Source organism: Luteolibacter sp. LG18 (assembly GCF_036322585.1).
Lineage (GTDB): Bacteria > Verrucomicrobiota > Verrucomicrobiia > Verrucomicrobiales > Akkermansiaceae > Luteolibacter.
In genome coordinates this window covers 2,205,738-2,225,625 of record NZ_AP024600.1, presented here as the reverse complement: position 1 = coordinate 2,225,625, position 19,888 = coordinate 2,205,738, and the positions used below count along the sequence as shown (strand labels likewise).

The following is a 19,888-nucleotide window of genomic DNA, read 5'->3' as shown; positions in this document are numbered from 1 at the left end:
CGCGGCCCCCGCTTCACTCCTTCCCGTCTTCCTTGTCGTAGGCGTCCCAGATTTTCTGGAAGCCGTTCTTCCGGCTCTCCGCCTGCTTCACCACGCCGCCTTCGGTCATCGCGCCCCACGGATGCACCTCGCAGCCGCAGGCTTCCATGACCTGCACGGTCCAGGTGTTGCACACCCGTGGGATGCTGTAGTTCCACGGCGATTCGACGATCACACCCTTCCCCCAACTGGAGGTGCCGAGCACGATCGGGTTGCCATCGGGGCCCTGCTTCACGCAGCCGTTGAGGAACGCCGCCACCGCCGGTCCGCGGTCCCGCGGCACCAACTTCTTCCACACGTGCTGGTAGTGGCAGACATCGACCACGTTGTAGTTGAAGGGAATGATCTCCATCACCGAGGGCGAAGGCCAGCACAGCGCCCGCACCGCCTGCCAAGGCGTCAGCCAGGCCTTCTTGAGATAGGCCTCGCGGTTGCCCCAGCTCATGGTGACATACTTCGCCTTCGGGAATCCCACCGGTGGACGGAAGCCGTTTTCGAGCAACCAGTCGTATTCAAAGACCATCCCCGTGTGGAGATTGTCCGCGATCATCCAGACCAGAACGTCCGGGTCGCGCTGCGGGGCCGGAGCGGCCACCTTCTTCGGAGTCGCGGCCGAAACCGCCGCCACCTCCACCCTCTTCGTGCCCGTGGAGACGGGAATACGGATGCAGGAGCTGAAGGCCAGCGCCACGCATGGCAACAGGGCCCAAACGGCGGTCATGGATCGAAGTCGCGACATCGGACGGCGCGGATCATCCGGAAATCCGGGGACCGCGCCAGCGAAATTGCCGCCGGAATCACCCGGCGGCCCGATTGTCACGCTTCGAGGAACGAGCAGACGTATTCGCAGATGCCTTCGGCCACGGTGATGGTGAAGCCGCTGTTCCCGGCGACGTCGAAATGGGAACCGGCCGCCACTTTCAGCGTCTCGGAGGTGCCGTCCAGCACCACGGAGCACTCGCCGGCGATGATCTCCATGCGCTCCGGAGCACCGGTGCCGAAGTGGTATTCGCCCGCGTAGATCAGGCCGACGGTCTTCTTGGTGCCGTCATCGAAACGGACGGTGTGGGACACGACCTTGCCATCGAAGTAAACGTTGGCCTTGGCATCGACGGTGACGTTGGAAAAGGAAGGGGTGGACATACGAATGGGATGAGGAGGTTGGGATGGGAAAAAGAGCCGGTCACTCGACCGGCATACCGGCGTCTTTCCAGGCATTGTAACCGCCCTCCAGCACGGAGACGGTGAAGCCCTTGTCGGCGAGACGTTCGGCCACTGCCCGGGAATCCGGACAAGCGGCATCCGTGCAGTAGAGCACGACCATCTTGTCCGCGGCGAGGGCGGCCTTGATCTCCGGCTCGTGCCGGGCGTAGGCCTCGTCGAACGAGTAACGCGGCCAGTTGATGGCCCCGGGCAGGTGCCCGAAGGCATTCACGAACGATGGCCGGACATCGAAAACGAGCACCTTGCCGCCCTGCTGGAGCGTGAACAAGGTACTCATGTCGATGACCGCCACCCGGCCGCGCGCGGGCGCGGCGGGCTTGACCACGGCAGCCGGTTTGGCGACCGGTTTCGGTGCCGGGCGGTGCTTGTGACCACACGACACCAAGGACGCCACCGCGACCGCAGCCAGGAGACGGAAAGACGGTCCGGTCACGGGACGATTACTGACCGATCTTGATCAGCTCGATGTCGAACACGAGCAGACCGCCCGGACGACCACCGCCCGGGTTTTCACCGTAGGCAAGATCCGCCGGGATCCAGAAGCGGCGCTTCTCGCCGGGAACCATGAGCTGCACGCCCTCGGTCCAGCCTTTGATCACGCCGGTGAGCGGGAAGCTGGCGGGAGTGCCGCGCTTCACGGAGCTGTCGAAAAGTTTGCCGTCCGTGGTCCAGCCGGAGTAGTGGACGGTCACGGTGTCCGAGGCCTTCGGATGGTCGGTGCCGGTGCCCTTGGTGATCACCTTGGAGGCAAGACCGGAAGCGGTCTTCTCGGCATCGGCCGGAGCGGCTTTCACGTCAGCGGGAGCCGCCGGCGGTTCAACACCCGGGGTGATGCCGACCAGTTCGGCTTCGACCACCAGGCCACCTGCCGGAACACCCGGAGGCGGGGTGTCACCGAAGGCCACCTTGATCGGGATCCAGATGGTGCGCTTTTCGCCCACCACCATCAGCTTGAGACCCTCGGCCATGCCACCGATGCGGAGCGCGTCGAGCGGGATGTCCGCCGGTTCGCCCTGCTCGGAGGTGCTGTTAACGAGCTGGCCATCGGCGCCCCAGAGGTTCAGGTGCACCTTCACGGTGTCGATGTCCTTCGGGTGATCCTTGCCAGTGCCCTTGGCAGTCACCTTGGTGGCGATGCCCGACGCGGTCTTCTCGGCATCGGCCGGAGCGGCGGCGACGTCCTTCGGAGCCTTCGGCGCCTGCTTGATGGAAATCAGTTCGATGTCGAACACCAGCGTGCCGCCCGGGCGGCCACCACCGGGGTTTTCACCGTAGGCCAGGTCCGCCGGGATCCAGAAGCGGCGCTTCTCGCCGGCCACCATCAGCTGCACGCCTTCGGTCCAGCCCTTGATCACGCCATTGAGCGGGAAACTGGTCGGCTCGCCGCGCTTCACGGAGCTGTCGAACAGTTTGCCATCCGTGGTCCAGCCGGAGTAGTGGACGGTCACGGTGTCCGAGGCAGATGGGTGCTCGGTGCCGGTGCCTTTGGTCAGAACTTTCGAGGCCAGACCGGACGCGGTCTTTTCGGCTTCGGCGGGAGCGGCTTTAACGTCAGCAGGAGTTTCTGGCATGGTGGGTTCCGCGAGGGAAAGGGAAGAGGCGGCCAGGAGCAAGCCTGCCGCGCCGATTGCGAGCTTTCGGGCGTTTTTCATCAGCGAAGGCCTGAACCTTCGGTGCCGCTCAAGTGACTGTCAATCCCGCCCAACATCTTCTCCCGCACCATCAACTTCGTCGGCTCCCCGCAATACGGGCACTGGAAGGCCCCTTTGAACAGGACACCACCCGCCACCCGCAGCCGGTAGCTGCCACAGAAACGCTTCGCCTTCCGGCTCTTCTGGCAGCCCCGCTTCGACAGCGGCGGAACCGTGCACAACGGGCAGCGCGCCTTGCTCGCCACCACGCAGTGGACGATGAACACCGCGAAGGCCCCGCCCAGAAGATACAAGCCCATGAACACTTCGGACCGCTCGTCACGGAACATGCCGGAGAGAATCTCCCCCACCGCGGCCAACAACAGCCCGGCCGCCAGGAACACCAGCAGCGATGCCAGCCGGAATCTCAACACACTGGAACGTGACGGAAGACGATGCATGAAAGGTTTTTTGAAACGTTTCCGCCATTGGGCCGACGGAGGCGCTAGAAGCAACAGTAGCTTAGCTTTCCGTCAACCCGTGAATTTTGAAAAGATAAGGCAACGAGTTGCACAATGCAACTAGGCCATTGATCATCCTAGCATCGTACGTGCCATTCGCACCCTCCATACATTTCCGCCAATGAGGGTATAGCGGATTGATGCCGTCCGGAGACTGCTCAAAGCAGCATGACCTGCTTGTCCGCCACCGCCACCCGCGGCTTCGCGGCCGCCAGCAACGCGTCGATCCGGGTCAGCAGCTCAAGGGTGGGAACTTCCACACCATCAAGCAATTGCCGAAGTCGCTGGCGCCACGAATCGTGCGTACCACCTTCCTCCCGCGCCAGAATGAGCGCGGCTTCGGTAAGGCGACCACTCGGGGCCAATTGCCGCCGGGTGCGCCTGAGCCAGGCCTCGAAATAAGGCCGCTGCTTGGCTCTCGCCGTTGTGAACACGCGCGGAGGTTAACGTCCGTGGAACAATCGGTCAAGCCACCTGGGCCACCGCCATCGCCGCGATGCCCTCCCGTCGCCCGACGAACCCCATCGTTTCGTTCGTGGTTGCCTTGATTCCCACCCGCTGGGCTGGAATGCCCAACGCCGCCGCGATGTTTTCCCGCATCGCCTCGCGATGGGGCAGCACCTTCGGCGCCTCCGCCACCAAAGTCGCATCGACATTAATGATCGAAACGCCCGCCTCCGCTGCCAGCTCCCGACATTTCTCCAAGATCTTCAGCGAGGAGATTCCCGCGCAGGCCGGATCGCCCGGCGGGAAAAAGAAACCGATGTCCGGCTGCCCCAGCGCCCCCAATACCGCATCCGCCAAGGCGTGGCTCAGCACGTCCGCATCCGAATGGCCGTCCAGGCCATGGGTGTGCGGAATGGTCACGCCACCCAATACCAGCGGGCGGCCTTCCTTGAAGCGATGCACGTCGTAACCGATGCCAACCATGGGATGCGAGAGTTCGGAATGGAGGAACTTAGAGGATTTCCGCGATCGGGATCTTGCCGTTGGTGGCCACGATCGACCACACATCCGGCTTGCCCGGCACCGGGTTGAGATCCACCGAGCCGCCGGCCGCTTCCACGATCAGCTTGCCCGCCGCGATGTCCCACAGCGAGATCCGGGATTCGATGTAGCCATCGAGGCGGCCGCACGCGATGTAGGCCATGCCCAGCGCGGCCGATCCCATCATGCGCATCTTGCGTGCACGCAGCGATGCCTTCTTGAAACGCTCGAGACCGATGGTCAGCGCGTCGCCGTCCTTGCCACAACCGACGAAGAGGATCGCCTCCTCCAGATCGGTGCGCGGGCTGGAGCTGATCACCCTGCCATTGAGCATCGGAGGCCCGCCCTTCACCGCGGTCCAGGTTTCCCCGACCATCGGATCGTGGATCACGCCGACGGTGATCTCGCCATTCACCCGCAGCGCGATCGACACGCAGAAGTGCGGGATGCCGTAGTAATAGTTCACCGTGCCATCGATCGGATCGACGATCCACTGGCGGGACGACTCCTGGTTTCCGGCCAGGCCTTCCTCACCATAGAGCGCGTCATCCGGACGCGAGCCGAGCAGGATTTCGGTGATGAGCTCCTGGGACTGCTTGTCGAGCGCCAGCTTGATGTCGTGGTGGGTGGCTTCATCGACCACGGCATCCTGGCCGAAGTGGGAGCGGAGAAGTTTGCCCGCTTCGAGAGCGGCGTGGACGGCGAGTTCGAGATCGGTCATGGAGAAAGGAGGGAAATCAGCGGTCCGCCTTGCCGGCGGCGAGTTCAAGGATGGCTTCGGCGAGGTGATTGGCAAGGTGGACTTTGTCCTCCGCCGGAAGTGCCACACTCTGGTCCGGATAGACCAACAGCACCTCGTTGCGATCGGAATCGAACCCGATTCCCGGCTTCGAAACGTCGTTCGCGATCACGAGGTCGCAGCCCTTCGACGCTAGCTTCTTGCGGGCATTCTCTTCAAGGGCCTCCGTTTCCGCCGCGAACCCAACCAAGGTTCCCGTGAAGCCGAATGCTCCCCGCGCGGAACCGAGAATATCCGGCGTCCGCACCAGTTCCAAGGTCAGGCGGTCGCCCGTTTTCTTGATCTTCTGCGGCTCCGCGTGGACCGGCGTGTAATCCGCCACCGCCGCCGCGAAAATCGCGATATCCATCCGCCCGATGTGCCGCGACACCGCCTGGTGCATCTCCGCCGCCGTCGTCACCGGCAGATAATCGACATGGTCCGGCAGCGGCTGCGAAGTCGGCCCGGAGATTAGCAATACCCGATGGCCCTCATGGGCAAACGCATGCGCCAGGGCATAGCCCATCTTTCCGGAAGAACGGTTGCTGAGGTAGCGGACCGGATCGATCGGCTCACGCGTCGGCCCCGCGGTCACAAGAACATTCACGCCCGAAGTCTGGCCTCTACCCCAAGTAGCACAAGCATTCCTGCTTGTGAGTGGGGACACCCGCCTGAATCCCACCACCGCCAGTCCGCTCACCTGCGCACGCACCACACGTCTCTCCCATAGGTCCCATAGGTCCCATAGGTCCTATAAGACCTATACGCCCCATAGGTCCTATCCCCCAAAACACTCCGCCACACCCCACGGGCCGCTAACCACCTCACACCCACACCCATCCACACACCCCACCCCCAAACAAAAAAAGAGCCCGTCCTCATCTTTCGACAAGGACGGGCAAATACCTGGCGACGACCTACTCTCACAGGACCTATCGTCCAACTACCATCGGCGCTGCAGCGTTTCACTTCCGGGTTCGGAATGGGACCGGGTGGTTCCACCGCGCTGTGGTCACCAGAGGGCAATCTTGGTTCATCGCTCATTGGCGATGATCAAAACTGGGACTCTGAGGACGAACAGCTTCAGCTTCGTCATTTCAGTATCTTCTTCAGAACAGCGGACCTTCAACACGGTCCGCTCCCTGACATCCACACGGAGAACTTCATTTTCCTAACTTAACCGATCCACTCGAGCCTCTCACAATGGCCTCGGGATCCAAATCCCTTTCAACAACGGCAACGATTCCGATGGAATCAAGCCGAACGGATGATTAGTACTGGTAAGCTGAATATATTACTACACTTGCACTTCCAGCCTATCAACGTGGTAGTCTTCCACGATCCTTCAGGGAAAATTCATCTTGGGAGGAGCTTGGCGCTTAGATGCTTTCAGCGCTTATCTCTTCCGCACTTAGCTACCCAGCCATGCTCTTGACAGAACAACTGGTGCACCAGAGGTGCGTCAATTCCGGTCCTCTCGTACTAGGAATTGAACCCCTCAATTTTCCTGCGCCCACAGAGGATAGAGGACCGAACTGTCTCGCGACGTTCTGAACCCAGCTCGCGTGCCGCTTTAACCGGCGAACAGCCGGACCCTTGGGACCTTCTCCAGCCCCAGGATGCGACGAGCCGACATCGAGGTGCCAAACTTCGCCGTCGATATGAACTCTTGGGCGAAATCAGCCTGTTATCCCTAAGGTACCTTTTATCCGTTGAGCGACGGCAATTCCACATTCTACCGCCGGATCACTTAGGCCTACTTTCGTATCTGCTCGGCTTGTTGGCCTCACAGTTAGGCGGGTTTATGCCTATGCACTCGACACACGGTTACCGACCGTGCTGAACCCACCTTCGCGCTCCTCCGTTACTCTTTAGGAGGATACCGCCCCAGTAAAACTGACCGGCTGACACTGTTCCCCGCCCGGATTCACGGGTCGAGGTTAGATCTTCCAACACCCAAGGGTGGTATCTCACTGGCGGCTCCGCGATCCCCTAAAGGACCACATCAAAGCCTCCCACTTATGCTGAGCATGAAAATCGAAAAACCAATGACAGCTTACAGTTAAGGTCTATAGGGTCTTTCCGTCCTTCTGCGGGTAGGCGGCATCTTCACCGCCATTACAATTTCACTGAGCACCTGGTTGAGACAGCGCCCAACTCGTTACACGATTCGTGCAGGTCGGAACTTACCCGACAAGGAATTTCGCTACCTTAGGACCGTTATAGTTACGGCCGACATTCACGGGGACTTGGGCTCAAAGCTTCGCCTTGCGGCTAACCTCTTACCTTAATCTTTCCGCATTGGTCACGTGTCACATCGTATACGTAGACTTACGTCTTGGCACAATGCTGTGTTTTTGCTAAACAGTCGGTTGGGCCATTTCACTGCGGCCTGGAAATCAGGCACCCCTTATCCCGAAGTTACGGGGCCAATTTGCCGAGTTCCTTAACCAGGGTTCACTCTTACGCCTTGGTATACTCTACCCACCCACCTGTGTCGGTTTGCGGTACGGGTTGCTTAGCATGCACTAGGGCTTTTCTAGGCACAGACTTCGGTAATGCGGATCGGCCGTAGCCTCACCTCGGAATTCAATTACTTAGTTACCTCCATCCATGCGTCATCCTAGCTTAAGGTTCGCAAGTGCAGGAATATTAACCTGCTGTCCATCGGTTACGCCCATCGGCCTCACCTTAGGTCCCGACTAACCCAGGGACGAAAAACGTAGCCCTGGAAACCTTGGGTTTACGGCGGACCGGGATTTCACCGGTCTTATCGTTACTTATGTCTGCATCCTCTCTTCTCAGCACTCCACAGTCGGTCGCCCTCCTGCTTCAAGGCACTGAGAATGCTCCTCTACCGCGCCATTCAAAAGAATGACACCCAGAGCTTCGGTATTACGCTTATCGCCGATCATTTTCGGCGCAGAATCTCTCGATGAGTAAGCTATTACGCACTTTTTAAATGGTGGCTGCTTCTAAGCCAACATCCTCACTGTCTGTGAAATTCCACATCCTTTCCACTTAGCGTAATTTAGGCACCTTAGCTGCTGATCAGGGTTGTTTCCCTTTTGACGATGAAGCTTATCCCCCACCGTCTCACTGCTATGCTCCATTGAGTGGTATTCGGAGTTTGATAGGGTTTGGTAGACGGGTATGCCCCCTAGCCCTTTCAGTGCTCTACCCCCACTCATCAGCACATAACGCTGCACCTCAATGCATTTCGAGGAGAACCAGCTATCACGGGGTTTGATTAGCCTTTCACTCCTACCCTCAGCTCATCCGAGAATTTTTCAACATTCACCGGTTCGGTCCTTCACGTAGTATCACCTACGCTTCAACCTGGCCAAGGGTAGATCACCTCCGCTTCGGGTCCAGCACCTGCAACTAATTCGCCCTATTGGGACTCGCTTTCGCTTCGCCTCCGTTCCAGAAGAACTTAAGCTCGCCACAGATACTAACTCGCAGACTCATTAAGCAAAAGGCACGCCATCACCCACGAATGGGCTCTGACACCTTGTAGGCACACGGTTTCAGGTTCTATTTCACTCCGCTCACAGCGGTTCTTTTCACCTTTCCCTCACGGTACTGGTTCACTATCGGTCGCTAACTAGTATTTAGCCTTACGCAGTGGTCTGCGCAGATTCACACAACGTTCCACGTGTGCTGTGTTACTCAGGAACACCCTAGGGGCAGATCGGATTTCGGATACGGGGATGTCACCCTCTGTGTCGTGCCTTTCCATGCACTTCTCCTATCGTCACCACTCCCACGTCGGGGTCCTACAACCCCGGGGACAAGTCCCCGGTTTGGGCTCTTCCGCTTTCGCTCGCCACTACTGACGGAATCGATTCTCTTTCTTTTCCTCCGGTTACTGAGATGTTTCACTTCACCGGGTATCGCGTCTTCTTCCCTATTTGATTCAGAAAGAAACGATGGCGTATTAACACCACCAGGTTACCCCATTCGGAAATCTCCGGATCAAAGCGTATTTGCCGCTCCCCGAAGCTTATCGCAGCTTATCACGTCCTTCATCGCCTGTTAGCACCAAGGCATCCACTGTGTGCCCTTCGTAGCTTGATTCCTTTCGAAATCAGCCATCGTTGAGTCTTCACTCATTTCTGAGTGTTCAACAAAATTGCCATAAACATTAATTGGGAATTTAGAGTATTCCAAGACCACGTAAAGAGCGCTCATATGAGCAATCAATATGCAGTCAGGAAAAACTTATTTCTCCATGCGGATGTCAAAGAGCGGACTCTCTTCTACAATGCTAAACTCGCTTCTCCCAGTTCCTTTGCTAGGCAAGAGGTGGTGGGCCTGGCTGGACTCGAACCAGCGACCCCGCGCTTATCAAGCGCGTGCTCTAACCAACTGAGCTACAGGCCCAAAGTATTGGACTCATGCCCAATTGAAGTTGGTGGAGGCACAGGGACTCGAACCCTGGACATCCAGCTTGCAAAGCTGGCGCTCTACCAACTGAGCTATACCCCCTCTCTGGAGGTGCGAATTGAAAAGAAAAAAGCCAAATCGTATGCTGCGAACCATGCTGGTTTGCTCAGGTTAAAGGATTTGAATGTTGTGAGGGCGATTGCTCGCTTCTCGCTCCCAAGCCAACATTTGCATGCTGGTGGGAGTCGACCTTCTCAGGGATGGACTAGCCATTTGAGATTCTCCGTAGAAAGGAGGTGATCCAGCCGCAGGTTCCCCTACGGCTACCTTGTTACGACTTCATCCCAGTTACCAGCTACACCTTAGGGCTCTGCCTCCTTGCGGTTGGCGCGAACACTTCGGGTGCGACCGGCTTCCATGATGTGACGGGCGGTGTGTACAAGACCCGGGAACGTATTCACGGCACCGTAGCTGATGTGCCATTACTAGCGATTCCGGCTTCATGGAGGCGAGTTGCAGCCTCCAATCCGAACTGGGCCCAGTTTTATAGATTTCCTCCACCTCGCGGTCTCGGTTCTCATTGTACTGGGCATTGTAGTACGTGTGCAGCCCTAGGCGTAAGGGCCATACTGACCTGACGTCGTCCCCACCTTCCTCCCAGTTGATCTGGGCAGTCTGACTAGAGTTCCCGGCATTACCCGCTGGCAACTAGTCACAAGGGTTGCGCTCGTTGCGGGACTTAACCCAACATCTCACGACACGAGCTGACGACGGCCATGCAGCACCTGTGCAAATCCCCCGAAGGGTCACTCGCTTTCACGAGATTAGAGATGCATGTCAAGCCTAGGTAAGGTTCTTCGCGTTGCATCGAATTAAGCCACATACTCCACCGCTTGTGCGGGTCCCCGTCAATTTCTTTGAGTTTTAGCCTTGCGGCCGTACTTCCCAGGCGGTGCGCTTAACGCGTTAGCTCCGGCACAAGGGGGGTCGAATCCCCTCACACCAAGCGCACACCGTTTACTGCCAGGACTACAGGGGTATCTAATCCCTTTCGCTACCCTGGCCTTCGTGCCTCAGCGTCAGATACTGTCCAGTGACTCGCTTACGCCACGAGTGTTCCTCTCGATCTCTACGCATTTCACTGCTACACCGAGAATTCCAGTCACCTCTCCAGTCCTCAAGTCAAGCAGTATCGGATGCAGTTCCGGGGTTGAGCCCCGGGATTTCACATCTGACTTACCTAACCGCCTACGCACCCTTTACGCCCAGTGATTCCGAACAACGCTTGGGACCTTCGTATTACCGCGGCTGCTGGCACGAAGTTAGCCGTCCCTTCCTCTTCCGGTACTATCAACCCTGTCTGCTATTCACAGCCAGGTCTTACTCCCGGATGACAGGAGTTTACAATCCGAAGACCGTCATCCTCCACGCGGCGTTGCACCATCAGGGTTGCCCCCATTGTGAATTATTCTCGACTGCTGCCACCCGTAGGTGTCTGGACCGTGTCTCAGTTCCAGTGTGCCTGATCGTCCTCTCAGACCAGGTACCCGTCGTTGCCTTGGTGAGCCGTTACCTCACCAACTAGCTGATAGGGCGCGAGCCAATCCTCCAGCGACAGCCTTGCGGCCGCCTTTACTCTTGCGAGACCATGGGGTATTAATCCAAGTTTCCCTGGGTTATTCCCCACTGAAGGGCATGTTACTCACGTGTTACTCACCCGTGCGCCACTAAGAGAAATCATATTGCTACTCATTCTCCCCGTTCGACTTGCATGTCTTAAACACGCCGCCAGCGTTCGTTCTGAGCCAGAATCAAACTCTCCGTAAAATATAGTGCTAGGTTCTATAAAGAACCTGCTTAAATTGGACCTACTGACCAGGTTTCCCTAGTTCAGCCTGCGCACCTCTCAAGGCGCGCAGCACACAATTTAGCCTTTTTCTTTTCCGCTCAGCCTCAAACCGCCGCACCAGAGACTCTTTGCAGAGTGTTGGCACCGTTCGTGCTGAGCCGCATTGTCAAAGATCCGTTTCGAGGGGACTAAGAAGCCGATCGGGTGTTTCCACCGCGACCGGCTGTCGGTCTCTCGTGTCGCGCTTCGTAGCGGCGACGGGCGCAAGCTACCCTGAACGGACCCCGCGGGTCAATGCCTTTCGTGATGTTTTTTCACGACGAACCCACAAGATTACCCCAAACCATTCAAAATCAACAGGAAGAAATCCGGTTTTTTCTGACGGAATGGTCACCGAAGCCGCCGATTCAGGGGTCAAAACGGGGTCCAAAAGCAGGTTTCGAGGCGGAATGGGGCTGAAACCGGCCGGAATGGCTAACAGAGGACTGTTAGAGCGGGTGGCGGGAGCGATTTTGAAGCGTATAAGGAATTGTGGATAAATCATTTACGATACACATCCCCCACTCCGGTCACATCGATTCAACCCGCCTCTAACAGGCCCTCCCTAAGACCACCGGAACACCGCAACATGCTGTCTGTTAGAGAGCGGCATCCGAAGTAGCGCTGGGCTTGGCCCGGCGTGCGGTGGGCGGCCCGAAAGCCAAACGATCCGCCCTCGATCAAGCGGCTCGTCCCCACACGCGAAGCCAAGCTTCGCGCTACTTGGCGCGTTCGGAGGCGGGTGAGCTTCGGAAGCGTCGGGATAAGGGTGGATCCACCCCGCCCACGCTCTCACGAGCGCGGCTACGAAGAGGGAGACGCACTCAATCCACCTTCGGCAGCGCGGAGGCCTCCATCGGCAGGATCACCGTGACCTCAAATCCGCCGTCCGCCGGAACATCGGCACTCACCCGGCCACCACAGGCTTCCACGCAGGTGCTGACGATCGCCAGGCCCAGGCCGCTGCCACCGGTATCCCGGTTACGCGAGCGATCCGGCCGATAGAACGGCTCAAACAAGCGCGGCAGATCCGCCGCCGGTACCCCCGGCCCTTGGTCCCGGAACACCACGGCCACCTGTCCCTCCCGCCGATGAGCGGAAATGGACAGGTCCGCACCTTCACCAACGTGCACCCGCACGTTCCGGACCAGATTCCCGAAGGCTCGCGACAGCAGCCGCGGATCCACAAACGCGGACAATTCCGGCTCCAGCTTCAGCGAAACCTTCAAATCCGCCCCTTCCCGGGCCACGACGCTCTCGATCAGCGGCTCCAGATCACAAGCCCGCAACTGGGGTCGACCCGCTCCCGCCCGGGAAAACGCCAGGATTTCATCGATCAACCGCGCCAGCTCCCCGGCATCGTCATCGACCGATTGCAGCCGCGGCTGGTGCTCTTCCGGCACCATCTGCTCCATGATGGCGATCCCCGTGCGCAATCTCGCCAAGGGCGCGCACAGCTCATGAGCCACATCCGCGAGGAACCGCCGCTGCCCGGAAACGAACCGATCCAGGCGGCCCGCCATCTCGGTGACCGCCGCCCCGAGCCGTCCGAGTTCATCGTGCCGCGAGACATCGACTGCCACTTGGAAATCCCCTTCCGCAATGCGCTCGGTCGCCCGGGTAAGCCGCCCGACGTAGCGGGTGATGCCCAGTGCGAACGGGATCCAGAATGCCACGCTCACCGCCAGCACCGCGAAGCCCCCGAAAATCCAAGGCCGCACCTCGAAAAACAAGCCGTCCGCGGAGAGGTCGTCCGCCCGTATGACGAGCAGGGCGTGCTGGGGATTGCCAGTTTCCCGGTTCGGTCGCAGCGCGATTTCCACTCCCGCCCAATAGCCATTTCCCTCATCCCCACGCATCAGGAACACCGGGGCCGCCACCGGCAAGGGTCGGGCTCCCGGAGGCGGCAACCCGTCCGATTGATCCCGCGGTGGAGCCCCGGGAGGATGATCCGCCAGCGGCGGCGGGCCATCCTCAAGCGGATCGCCATCCAGCGCCCGCGGTGGCGGAAATGGTCGATCCTCCGCACGCCGCTGGAGCGGAGGCGGACTCTGCTGTCGCCCGCCCTGCGGCAAACGGGTTCCGCGCATGCGTTCCATCACATTCCTCGGAATGCCCCGGATGCCGCCCGCTTCCCATTGGTCCGGCGGCCGCCACAAGTCGATCTGGAGTTTCCGGTTCGCCGAGCTCCGGGACAGGATCGCGGGCCAGTCCGAACGCGGCGAGGAACGCAATTGCCCACCCACCAATTCCCCCAAATCGCGCAGCCGATCACCGGTGCGGCCACTAAGCAGGGAATCGAGGCCGACCCTCAACTGCACGGCGATGAAGCCACCGAAGGCGACCGCGAGCACCAGCAGGTGCAACGCCAGCCAGCCGAGCATCTTCGCCAGCAGGGAGTGTCGCCACGAGGCTTTCATGAACGGGAATCCGGATCGCCGAGCACGTAGCCCACGCCCCGGACGGTTCGGATGTAGCGCGGTTCCCTCGGATCGTCGCCGAGCTTCCGCCGCAGCGCGGAGACATGCACGTCGATGGACCGGTCGAAAATGTCGAAACGGCGCTCGGACACCTGCTCGATGAGCTGTTCGCGGGTCTTCACCCGGCCCTTTGCACGCAGCAATTCGGTGAGCAGCGCGAACTCCAGCGCGGTGAGCTCCAAAGAACGGTCGCCCAGCACCGCGGTGTGGGATTGCTCGCAGAGGCGCAACTCCCCGGCGGTCCATTCGCTCGGTTCGGTCTTCTCCACCTTGGTCGAATGGCGGCGCGTCACCGCGCGGAGGCGGGCGAGCAATTCTCGGACCGAGAACGTCTTCGGCAGATAGTCATCGGCACCGGTTTCCAGCCCGGCGATCCGATCCGCCTCATCTCCCATCGCGGTCAGCATCAGCACCGGGACATCCGAACGTTTCCGCAACTCCCGCAGGACATCGAATCCATCCATGCCCGGCATCATCACATCCAGGATCACCGCCTCGTATTCTCCTCCCATCGCGGCCTCCAGCCCTTCCGGGCCGGTGTGCTTCACCTCGACCTTCCAGCCGAGGGGGGTGAGGTAGTCACGGATCAAGCCGCAGAGCTTGCGGTCATCATCGACCAGGAGAAGAGGCCTGCCAGTTTGGGTTTCGGGGGGAGTCATGCCAATGATGGGGACTATCATGGGAAAACACCCCTCCGGGCGATTCGATTTACGCCAACTTTACAAAAATCCGCGCCCGGCTTTTTACCCGCTCTTCACAATTTTCCCCCATCACGGACATGGTCCCTTAACAAGGGGATGGTTCCATCTTCAGCGGATCCATGAGGGCCGCCCAACCCGATCGAACCATGAAGACATCACCCATCGCCGCCTTGCTGGCGGCCCTCGCGCTGACGGCCCACGCGGAAGACACCGACCGTCGCCCGCCACCTCCCCCGCCCGGCCCTCCGGGACCGCTGTTCCATGCCCTGGATGCCGACGATAACCATGTCATCAGCGCCCAGGAACTGGCCAATGCCGCCACCGAACTGGCCACGCTGGATGCCAATGGCGATGGCTCCATCGCCATCGACGAAGTGCAGCCCCCGCCGCCACCACCGGAGGGCAATTCCACCGATGAAGCCGCTCCCCAGGCCTACGACCAAGCGCCCTCCGGCGAAGACAACCGTCCGAAACCGCCGCCGCCTCCCCTGTTCGCCGTCATCGACAAAAACCACGACGGAGTGATCTCCGCCGAGGAACTCCAAGGTGCCGCCGAAGCCCTCAAGCAGCTCGATAAGAACGGCGACGGACAACTGACCCCCGATGAACTCGGACCGCCACCCGGTCGCCCCGGAGGCCCCAATGGCCGCCCGCCGCGTGAGAACGGCAACGGCCAGGAAGGTGCGCCGCCCGCCAACCGCGGCGGCCAGTCCCGCGCCCCGCGCAGCCGCTGATTTCCGCCCCAAAGGCACGCTCGAAGACGCCTTGGTCCCCCCAAAGAGCCAAGGCGTCTTTCTTTTTCTCAAGCTTCCGCCGCAGGCAACTGCACTTGAAAAGACGCCCCGCCCGCCTTGGACGGATGATAGGCAATCGAGCCGCCCATGGCGTGAACCAGCTCGCGCACGATGCTCAGGCCGAGCCCGGTCGACGATTCGCCGCCGGTCGGCCGGCTGCTGAGGCGGGCGTAGCGCTGGAACAAGCGTGACGTTTCACCGGTCGGGATGCCCGGGCCCTCATCCTCCACGGTGAAGGTGATCCATTCGGCCTCGCAACCGCTGACCAGCGTCACGGTCGTCTGGGGCGGGGAAAATTTCAGCGCGTTGGAAATCAGATTCTCCAGCACCCGCAGCAGGCACCCGCGATCCGCGCGCACTTTCGGGAGATCCGGAGTATCCACCCGGCGGATCGTGATCCCCTTTTCATCGGCGCGGCTGGCGAAGCCCTTACAGACATCGTTCAGCAGCTCTTTCAGGTTCAAGTCGTCCAGACTTAACGTGGATTTGGCGTGCTCGACCCAGCGGATTTCCAAAAGCGACTCCACGATCTCGATCGCACGATCGGTGCCTTCCAGGATCATCCCGGCGAGGCGGTCCACCTTCGGACCCGCTGCCTGCTCCTCCAGCAGCTTCGCGGAGAACCGCACCGAACCCAGCGGGTTTTTGAGATCGTGAGCCAGCACCTCGATCAGGCGGTTCTGCTCCGCGATCGTCTCTTCCAGCATCCGGCTGGTGCGGCGCAGGCCGAGATGCAGCTCGATCCGCCGCAGCAACTCCGGACCATGGAATGGCTTGGTGACGTAGTCCACCCCACCGGCTGACAGAGCCTCGATGATGAAGGTCTTGTCGGTCGCCGCGGAGAGGAAAATAATCGGCACGGCAGGCCAATCCGGATCGTCCTGCAGGCGGCAGGCCACCTCCACCCCGCTGATGCCGGGCATCATCACATCCAGAAGGATCAGATCGGGAAGCACCTCGCGGGCTTTCTCCAATCCTTCCTCCCCACCTCGCGCGGTGATGATCTCGTAGCCCTCCCGCAGCAGCAGGGAACCGACCACCTGGATGTTCTTGGGCTCGTCATCGACGACGAGAATGACGGGACGATCATGGCGCATCACGGCGGAGTATGGGAAGAAAGGGCTTTCTCCAGCGAGTCCGCAAGCGAGGAAAAACGCCGCAGGCAACGGGCCGCCGCATCGGTTTCAAAGGCTTCCAGATGGGATTGAAGTTCGGCGGCGAAATCAGAAAGCGGAGGCGTGGCGGCATCCGAGCGGACGGAGAGCCGGCGCACGAAGTCCATGGACGCTTGCATCGGCACCACGATCGCCAGCCGCGAGGCCTCGCGCCCGAATGCGCCGCGCAAGGTGGCCAGCAGATCCTCCCATTCGGCCCGCGAACGGGAATCGATGCGCCAGCCGCCGCTGTTGGGCGGGAGCGGTCGCCCGGGGCCGTGGAGGATCAGCGATTCATTGGGCGGCAGCACCCGCGCCAACTCCGCAAGCAGGGCCGCGCGGCTGATCGGCTTGTCCAGCACGCCATCGAAAAGCACGCGCAGACCCGCTCCCTCATCGAGCAAGGGCGAAGCAGACACCGCGACCAGCGGGATCGAGCGGGTTTCCTCGTGACTCTTCAACTGCTTGCGAATCACCCGGCCATCGAAACCCGGCGACCACAGGTCGAGGAGAATCACGTCCGGACGATGACGTCGGCAGGTGGCGGCCACCTCCTCGCCTTCATGGGCCTCCATGACCTGGTGATGGCTGCCAGCCAGATAGCCGCGGATCACCTCGCGATCCAGCTCGCCCGCATCCGCCACCAGGATCTTGGACGTGGCGAGGCGGTCGAAATCGATTTCCTCGGGTGAAAGGCCCGGTTCCGCGGTCTCCGATTCGCTGGCGACCTGCACCGGCAGTTCGAGCCGGAATCGCGAGCCCTTCCCCAGCTCGCTGGTGACATTGAGCGAGCCGCCCATCATCGATGCCAGACGACGGCTGATCGCCAGCCCCAACCCCGTGCCCTGGAACTCGCGGCGCTCCTTGGAATCGATCTGAAAAAACGGCCGGAATACCTCCTCCAGCTCAGCCTCGGGAATGCCGATGCCGGTGTCATCCACTTGGAACCGCAGGATGCCACGACCGCTTCCGCCCGCCGCTTGGAACGGGCCAATCTTCACCACCACCGAACCCTCGCGGGTGAACTTCATTGCGTTCCCTACCAGATTCAACAACACCTGACGGACACGGAGGGGGTCGAATCCCAGCGCGGGCGGCACCGAGGGATCGATCTCCACCCGGTACTCCAGGCCCTTTTCCGAGGCGCGGAAGGAAAAGAGCATCGCCAGATTGCGGGCCAGTTCGCCCATCCGCACCGGCTCGCTGTGGATCTCCAGCTTGCCCGCCTCGATCTTGGAAATGTCGAGGATGTCATTGATGAGGGTCAGCAGGGAATTGCCGCTGCTCAGGATCGCCTCGGCGAATTTCTTGTCGCGGGTGGTGGCGGCGGAATCGTGGAGCAGCTCGCCGAAGCCAAGGATCGCGTTCATCGGCGTCCGGATCTCGTGACTCATCATCGCCAGGAACTCGCTCTTGGCGCGATCCGCCTTTTGGGCCGTCTCCTTCTCCACCGCGAGCTCCGTCTGCCGTTCCTGGTTCCGGAGATACAGGAACAGCATCCACGAAAACACCGCCCCTCCCGCAAGAGCCGCGAAACCGCAGACGATGATCGCCGTGTTCGTCTGCTTCAGGCTCTGGATCGAGCGGAACTGCCGGACCGCCATCGAGGTCTGGAGGTCGGTCTGCATGGCCGCGATCTCCTCGCGGAGCTGGTCCATCAGCTCCTTGCCCACGCCGCTTTCCACCATCTCACGGGTGGCGTCGAAGCCACGCGAGCGGCGCAGCGCCACGGTTTCGCCCATCTCACCGAGCTTGCGGACGGCCAGCCGGCGGATCTCCGCAACCCGGGCGCTCAGCAGCGGTTCCCCCGACACCATTTCCTCAAGCTTGTCCAAGCGGGACAGGGTCTCGCCCTTTCCGCGCTCGTAGGGTTCGAGGTATTCCTCCGAGCCGGTGATCACGAACCCGCGCTGGCCCGTTTCCGTGTCCTGCAGGGACACCAGCAGGCGGTGGACTTGGAGCAAGGTTTCGCGGGAGCGGATCATCCCGGAGAAATCATCGAGATTCCTCCGGGTGCCGTAGATCGACGTCCCGACAATGCCCGCGACCAAGGCGACCGCCACAAAGCTGGCGAGCGCGTGTTTGAGGCGGAATTCGCGGCGCATGAATCTAGGCTAACAGGGTGGCGCTGGTCCGCTGCCGCCGCAAGTTGATAGTCACCATCCTTGGTTGAGCAGCCAGCCGATGACGAGCACCTGGGGAGTGGTCAGCAGCGGCAGGATCAGCGCGGCCTTCCAGGAGCCCGTGGTCTGGCGCAGCACCACGATCTCCGTGTAGTCGGTGGCAGCCCCGGCCATCAGGAAGGTGAAGGCATTGCCCGGCGCGGAGCTCCGGAGGATCAACTGCGCGGCAATCGGGCTGGAACCCTCCGAACACACTTCGATCACGGTGGCGGCGAGCAGGGTCAGCAACAAGCCCGCCAGGCTGGGGCCGAAGAACTGCGCGAACTTCTCATCCGGCACGAAGGCCTGGATCAGCGCCGCGAGGGTGATCCCGAACAGGATCCAGCGCAGGATCATCTTCGACTCCGCAAGACCGTCCTTGAGCATGTGCCCGAGATTCGACGGCGTCGGCTTCAGATCGCGCAGCGCGGTGCGGAACGCGGGCCCGAAGCGGAAGTCCGCCGGCAGTTCGTGTGCATTCGGATTCGCGGGCAAACGTCCGGCTTTCACCAGCTTGTCGACGATCCAGCCGGTGACGATGCCGATCACCATTGAGAGCAACAGGAAGGCCACCGTCCACTTCCAGCCGATCATCGCAGCGAGCAACAGCGTCACCGACAGCGAGTTCCACGGGCTGGCGATCAGGAACGCCAGGGTCTGCCCCAGCGACGCGCCCTTCCGGTAGAGCTGCATGGCCACCAGCAGGATGCCGTGGTTGCAGAGGTCCAGCAGGGTGCCCGCGAAGGTGGCGCGCAGGATGCCAGTGAAGCAGCCGCCCTTTCCGAGCAAGCCCAGCACCAGTTCCCGCGGCAGGCGACCGATCACGCCCACGGCGATGATCCCGGCGAGGATGCCCCACCAGGCCTTCAGCATCATGTCGTAGGTGCCATGGGAGAACTCGTGCCACCACTTTGGCCCGGCGGGGAACCACAGGTGACCGGCCATACCGATGGCGACGAGGATCAGGGACGCCCACAAGAGCCAATCGACGCGCTTCTTTTCCGCAGGGCCGCAGCACGACGGTGTGTCCCCGTGCTCATGGCCACCGCCCCCGCCGCAGCAGGCGGGTGCCTGGGTTTCAGCGGGCTTGCCCCCGCAGCAGGAAGGCACCGGTTCGGGATTGCAGCAGGTAGGTTTCAT

General features: G+C 60.9%; 14 protein-coding genes, 2 tRNA genes and 3 rRNA genes. 1 reads left to right on the top strand and 18 read right to left on the bottom strand.

All coding sequences use genetic code 11. The annotated features are described in order from the left end of the window. Positions 1–13 precede the first annotated feature (13 nt). The 15 genes from llg_RS09305 to llg_RS09235 all read right to left on the bottom strand — a co-directional run bounded on the left by llg_RS09305 (position 14) and on the right by llg_RS09235 (position 14,596). Positions 14–760, bottom strand: a complete 747-nt coding sequence (locus tag llg_RS09305; protein WP_338289576.1) for a DUF2459 domain-containing protein — start codon at positions 758–760, stop codon at positions 14–16. A 95-nt stretch (positions 761–855) separates the two neighbouring features. Beyond that, complete coding sequence (locus llg_RS09300; protein WP_338289575.1) at positions 856–1,182, bottom strand: pyrimidine/purine nucleoside phosphorylase; 327 nt, start codon at positions 1,180–1,182, stop codon at positions 856–858. A 40-nt stretch (positions 1,183–1,222) separates the two neighbouring features. Further along, on the bottom strand, positions 1,223–1,696 hold the full coding sequence (locus llg_RS09295) for a rhodanese-like domain-containing protein (RefSeq protein WP_338289574.1): 474 nt from the start codon (positions 1,694–1,696) through the stop codon (positions 1,223–1,225). A gap of 7 nt (positions 1,697–1,703) precedes the next feature. Beyond that, positions 1,704–2,915, bottom strand: coding sequence for an FKBP-type peptidyl-prolyl cis-trans isomerase (locus llg_RS09290; protein ID WP_338289573.1), 1,212 nt, complete (start codon positions 2,913–2,915; stop codon positions 1,704–1,706). Then, positions 2,915–3,355, bottom strand: a complete 441-nt coding sequence (locus llg_RS09285) for a hypothetical protein (protein WP_338289572.1) — start codon at positions 3,353–3,355, stop codon at positions 2,915–2,917. Before llg_RS09285 ends, llg_RS09290 begins: the two co-directional genes overlap by 1 nt. Before the next feature lie 525 nt (positions 3,356–3,880). Further along, on the bottom strand, positions 3,881–4,345 hold the full coding sequence (gene ispF / locus llg_RS09280; RefSeq protein WP_338289571.1) for a 2-C-methyl-D-erythritol 2,4-cyclodiphosphate synthase: 465 nt from the start codon (positions 4,343–4,345) through the stop codon (positions 3,881–3,883). 28 nt (positions 4,346–4,373) lie between these two features. Then, positions 4,374–5,123 carry an inositol monophosphatase family protein gene (locus llg_RS09275; RefSeq protein ID WP_338289570.1) on the bottom strand — a complete coding sequence of 250 codons (750 nt, stop codon included), beginning with the start codon at positions 5,121–5,123 and terminating at the stop codon, positions 4,374–4,376. 16 nt (positions 5,124–5,139) lie between these two features. Continuing rightward, complete coding sequence (locus llg_RS09270; RefSeq protein WP_338289569.1) at positions 5,140–5,787, bottom strand: phosphopantothenoylcysteine decarboxylase; 648 nt, start codon at positions 5,785–5,787, stop codon at positions 5,140–5,142. A gap of 297 nt (positions 5,788–6,084) precedes the next feature. Beyond that, positions 6,085–6,200, bottom strand: a 5S ribosomal RNA gene (gene rrf / locus llg_RS09265). 230 nt (positions 6,201–6,430) lie between these two features. Beyond that, a 23S ribosomal RNA gene (locus llg_RS09260) occupies positions 6,431–9,260 on the bottom strand. A 229-nt stretch (positions 9,261–9,489) separates the two neighbouring features. Beyond that, a tRNA-Ile gene (locus llg_RS09255) sits at positions 9,490–9,566 on the bottom strand. 29 nt (positions 9,567–9,595) lie between these two features. Beyond that, positions 9,596–9,671, bottom strand: a tRNA-Ala gene (locus tag llg_RS09250). Positions 9,672–9,858: 187 nt separating this feature from the next. Further along, positions 9,859–11,396, bottom strand: a 16S ribosomal RNA gene (locus tag llg_RS09245). Together the 16S, 23S and 5S rRNA genes with 2 tRNA genes alongside form the textbook arrangement of a ribosomal RNA operon. Before the next feature lie 885 nt (positions 11,397–12,281). Next, entirely contained in the window at positions 12,282–13,877 is a 1,596-nt protein-coding gene (locus tag llg_RS09240; protein WP_338289568.1) for an ATP-binding protein, read from the bottom strand. Further along, positions 13,874–14,596, bottom strand: a complete 723-nt coding sequence (locus tag llg_RS09235) for a response regulator transcription factor (protein ID WP_338289567.1) — start codon at positions 14,594–14,596, stop codon at positions 13,874–13,876. Before llg_RS09235 ends, llg_RS09240 begins: the two co-directional genes overlap by 4 nt. 188 nt (positions 14,597–14,784) lie before the next feature. On the opposite strand from llg_RS09235, the gene llg_RS09230 reads away from it, so the two are divergent. Then, a complete protein-coding gene (locus llg_RS09230) occupies positions 14,785–15,372 on the top strand; it encodes an EF-hand domain-containing protein (RefSeq protein WP_338289566.1) in 588 nt (195 codons plus the stop codon). A 68-nt stretch (positions 15,373–15,440) separates the two neighbouring features. On the opposite strand, the gene llg_RS09225 is transcribed toward llg_RS09230, so the two are convergent. The 3 genes from llg_RS09225 to llg_RS09215 are packed head-to-tail and all read right to left on the bottom strand — an operon-like array spanning position 15,441 to position 19,888. Continuing rightward, positions 15,441–16,529 carry a hybrid sensor histidine kinase/response regulator gene (locus llg_RS09225; RefSeq protein WP_338289565.1) on the bottom strand — a complete coding sequence of 363 codons (1,089 nt, stop codon included), beginning with the start codon at positions 16,527–16,529 and terminating at the stop codon, positions 15,441–15,443. Next, entirely contained in the window at positions 16,529–18,691 is a 2,163-nt protein-coding gene (locus tag llg_RS09220; RefSeq protein WP_338289564.1) for a CHASE3 domain-containing protein, read from the bottom strand. Before llg_RS09220 ends, llg_RS09225 begins: the two co-directional genes overlap by 1 nt. Before the next feature lie 51 nt (positions 18,692–18,742). After that, complete coding sequence (locus llg_RS09215; protein ID WP_338289563.1) at positions 18,743–19,888, bottom strand: permease; 1,146 nt, start codon at positions 19,886–19,888, stop codon at positions 18,743–18,745.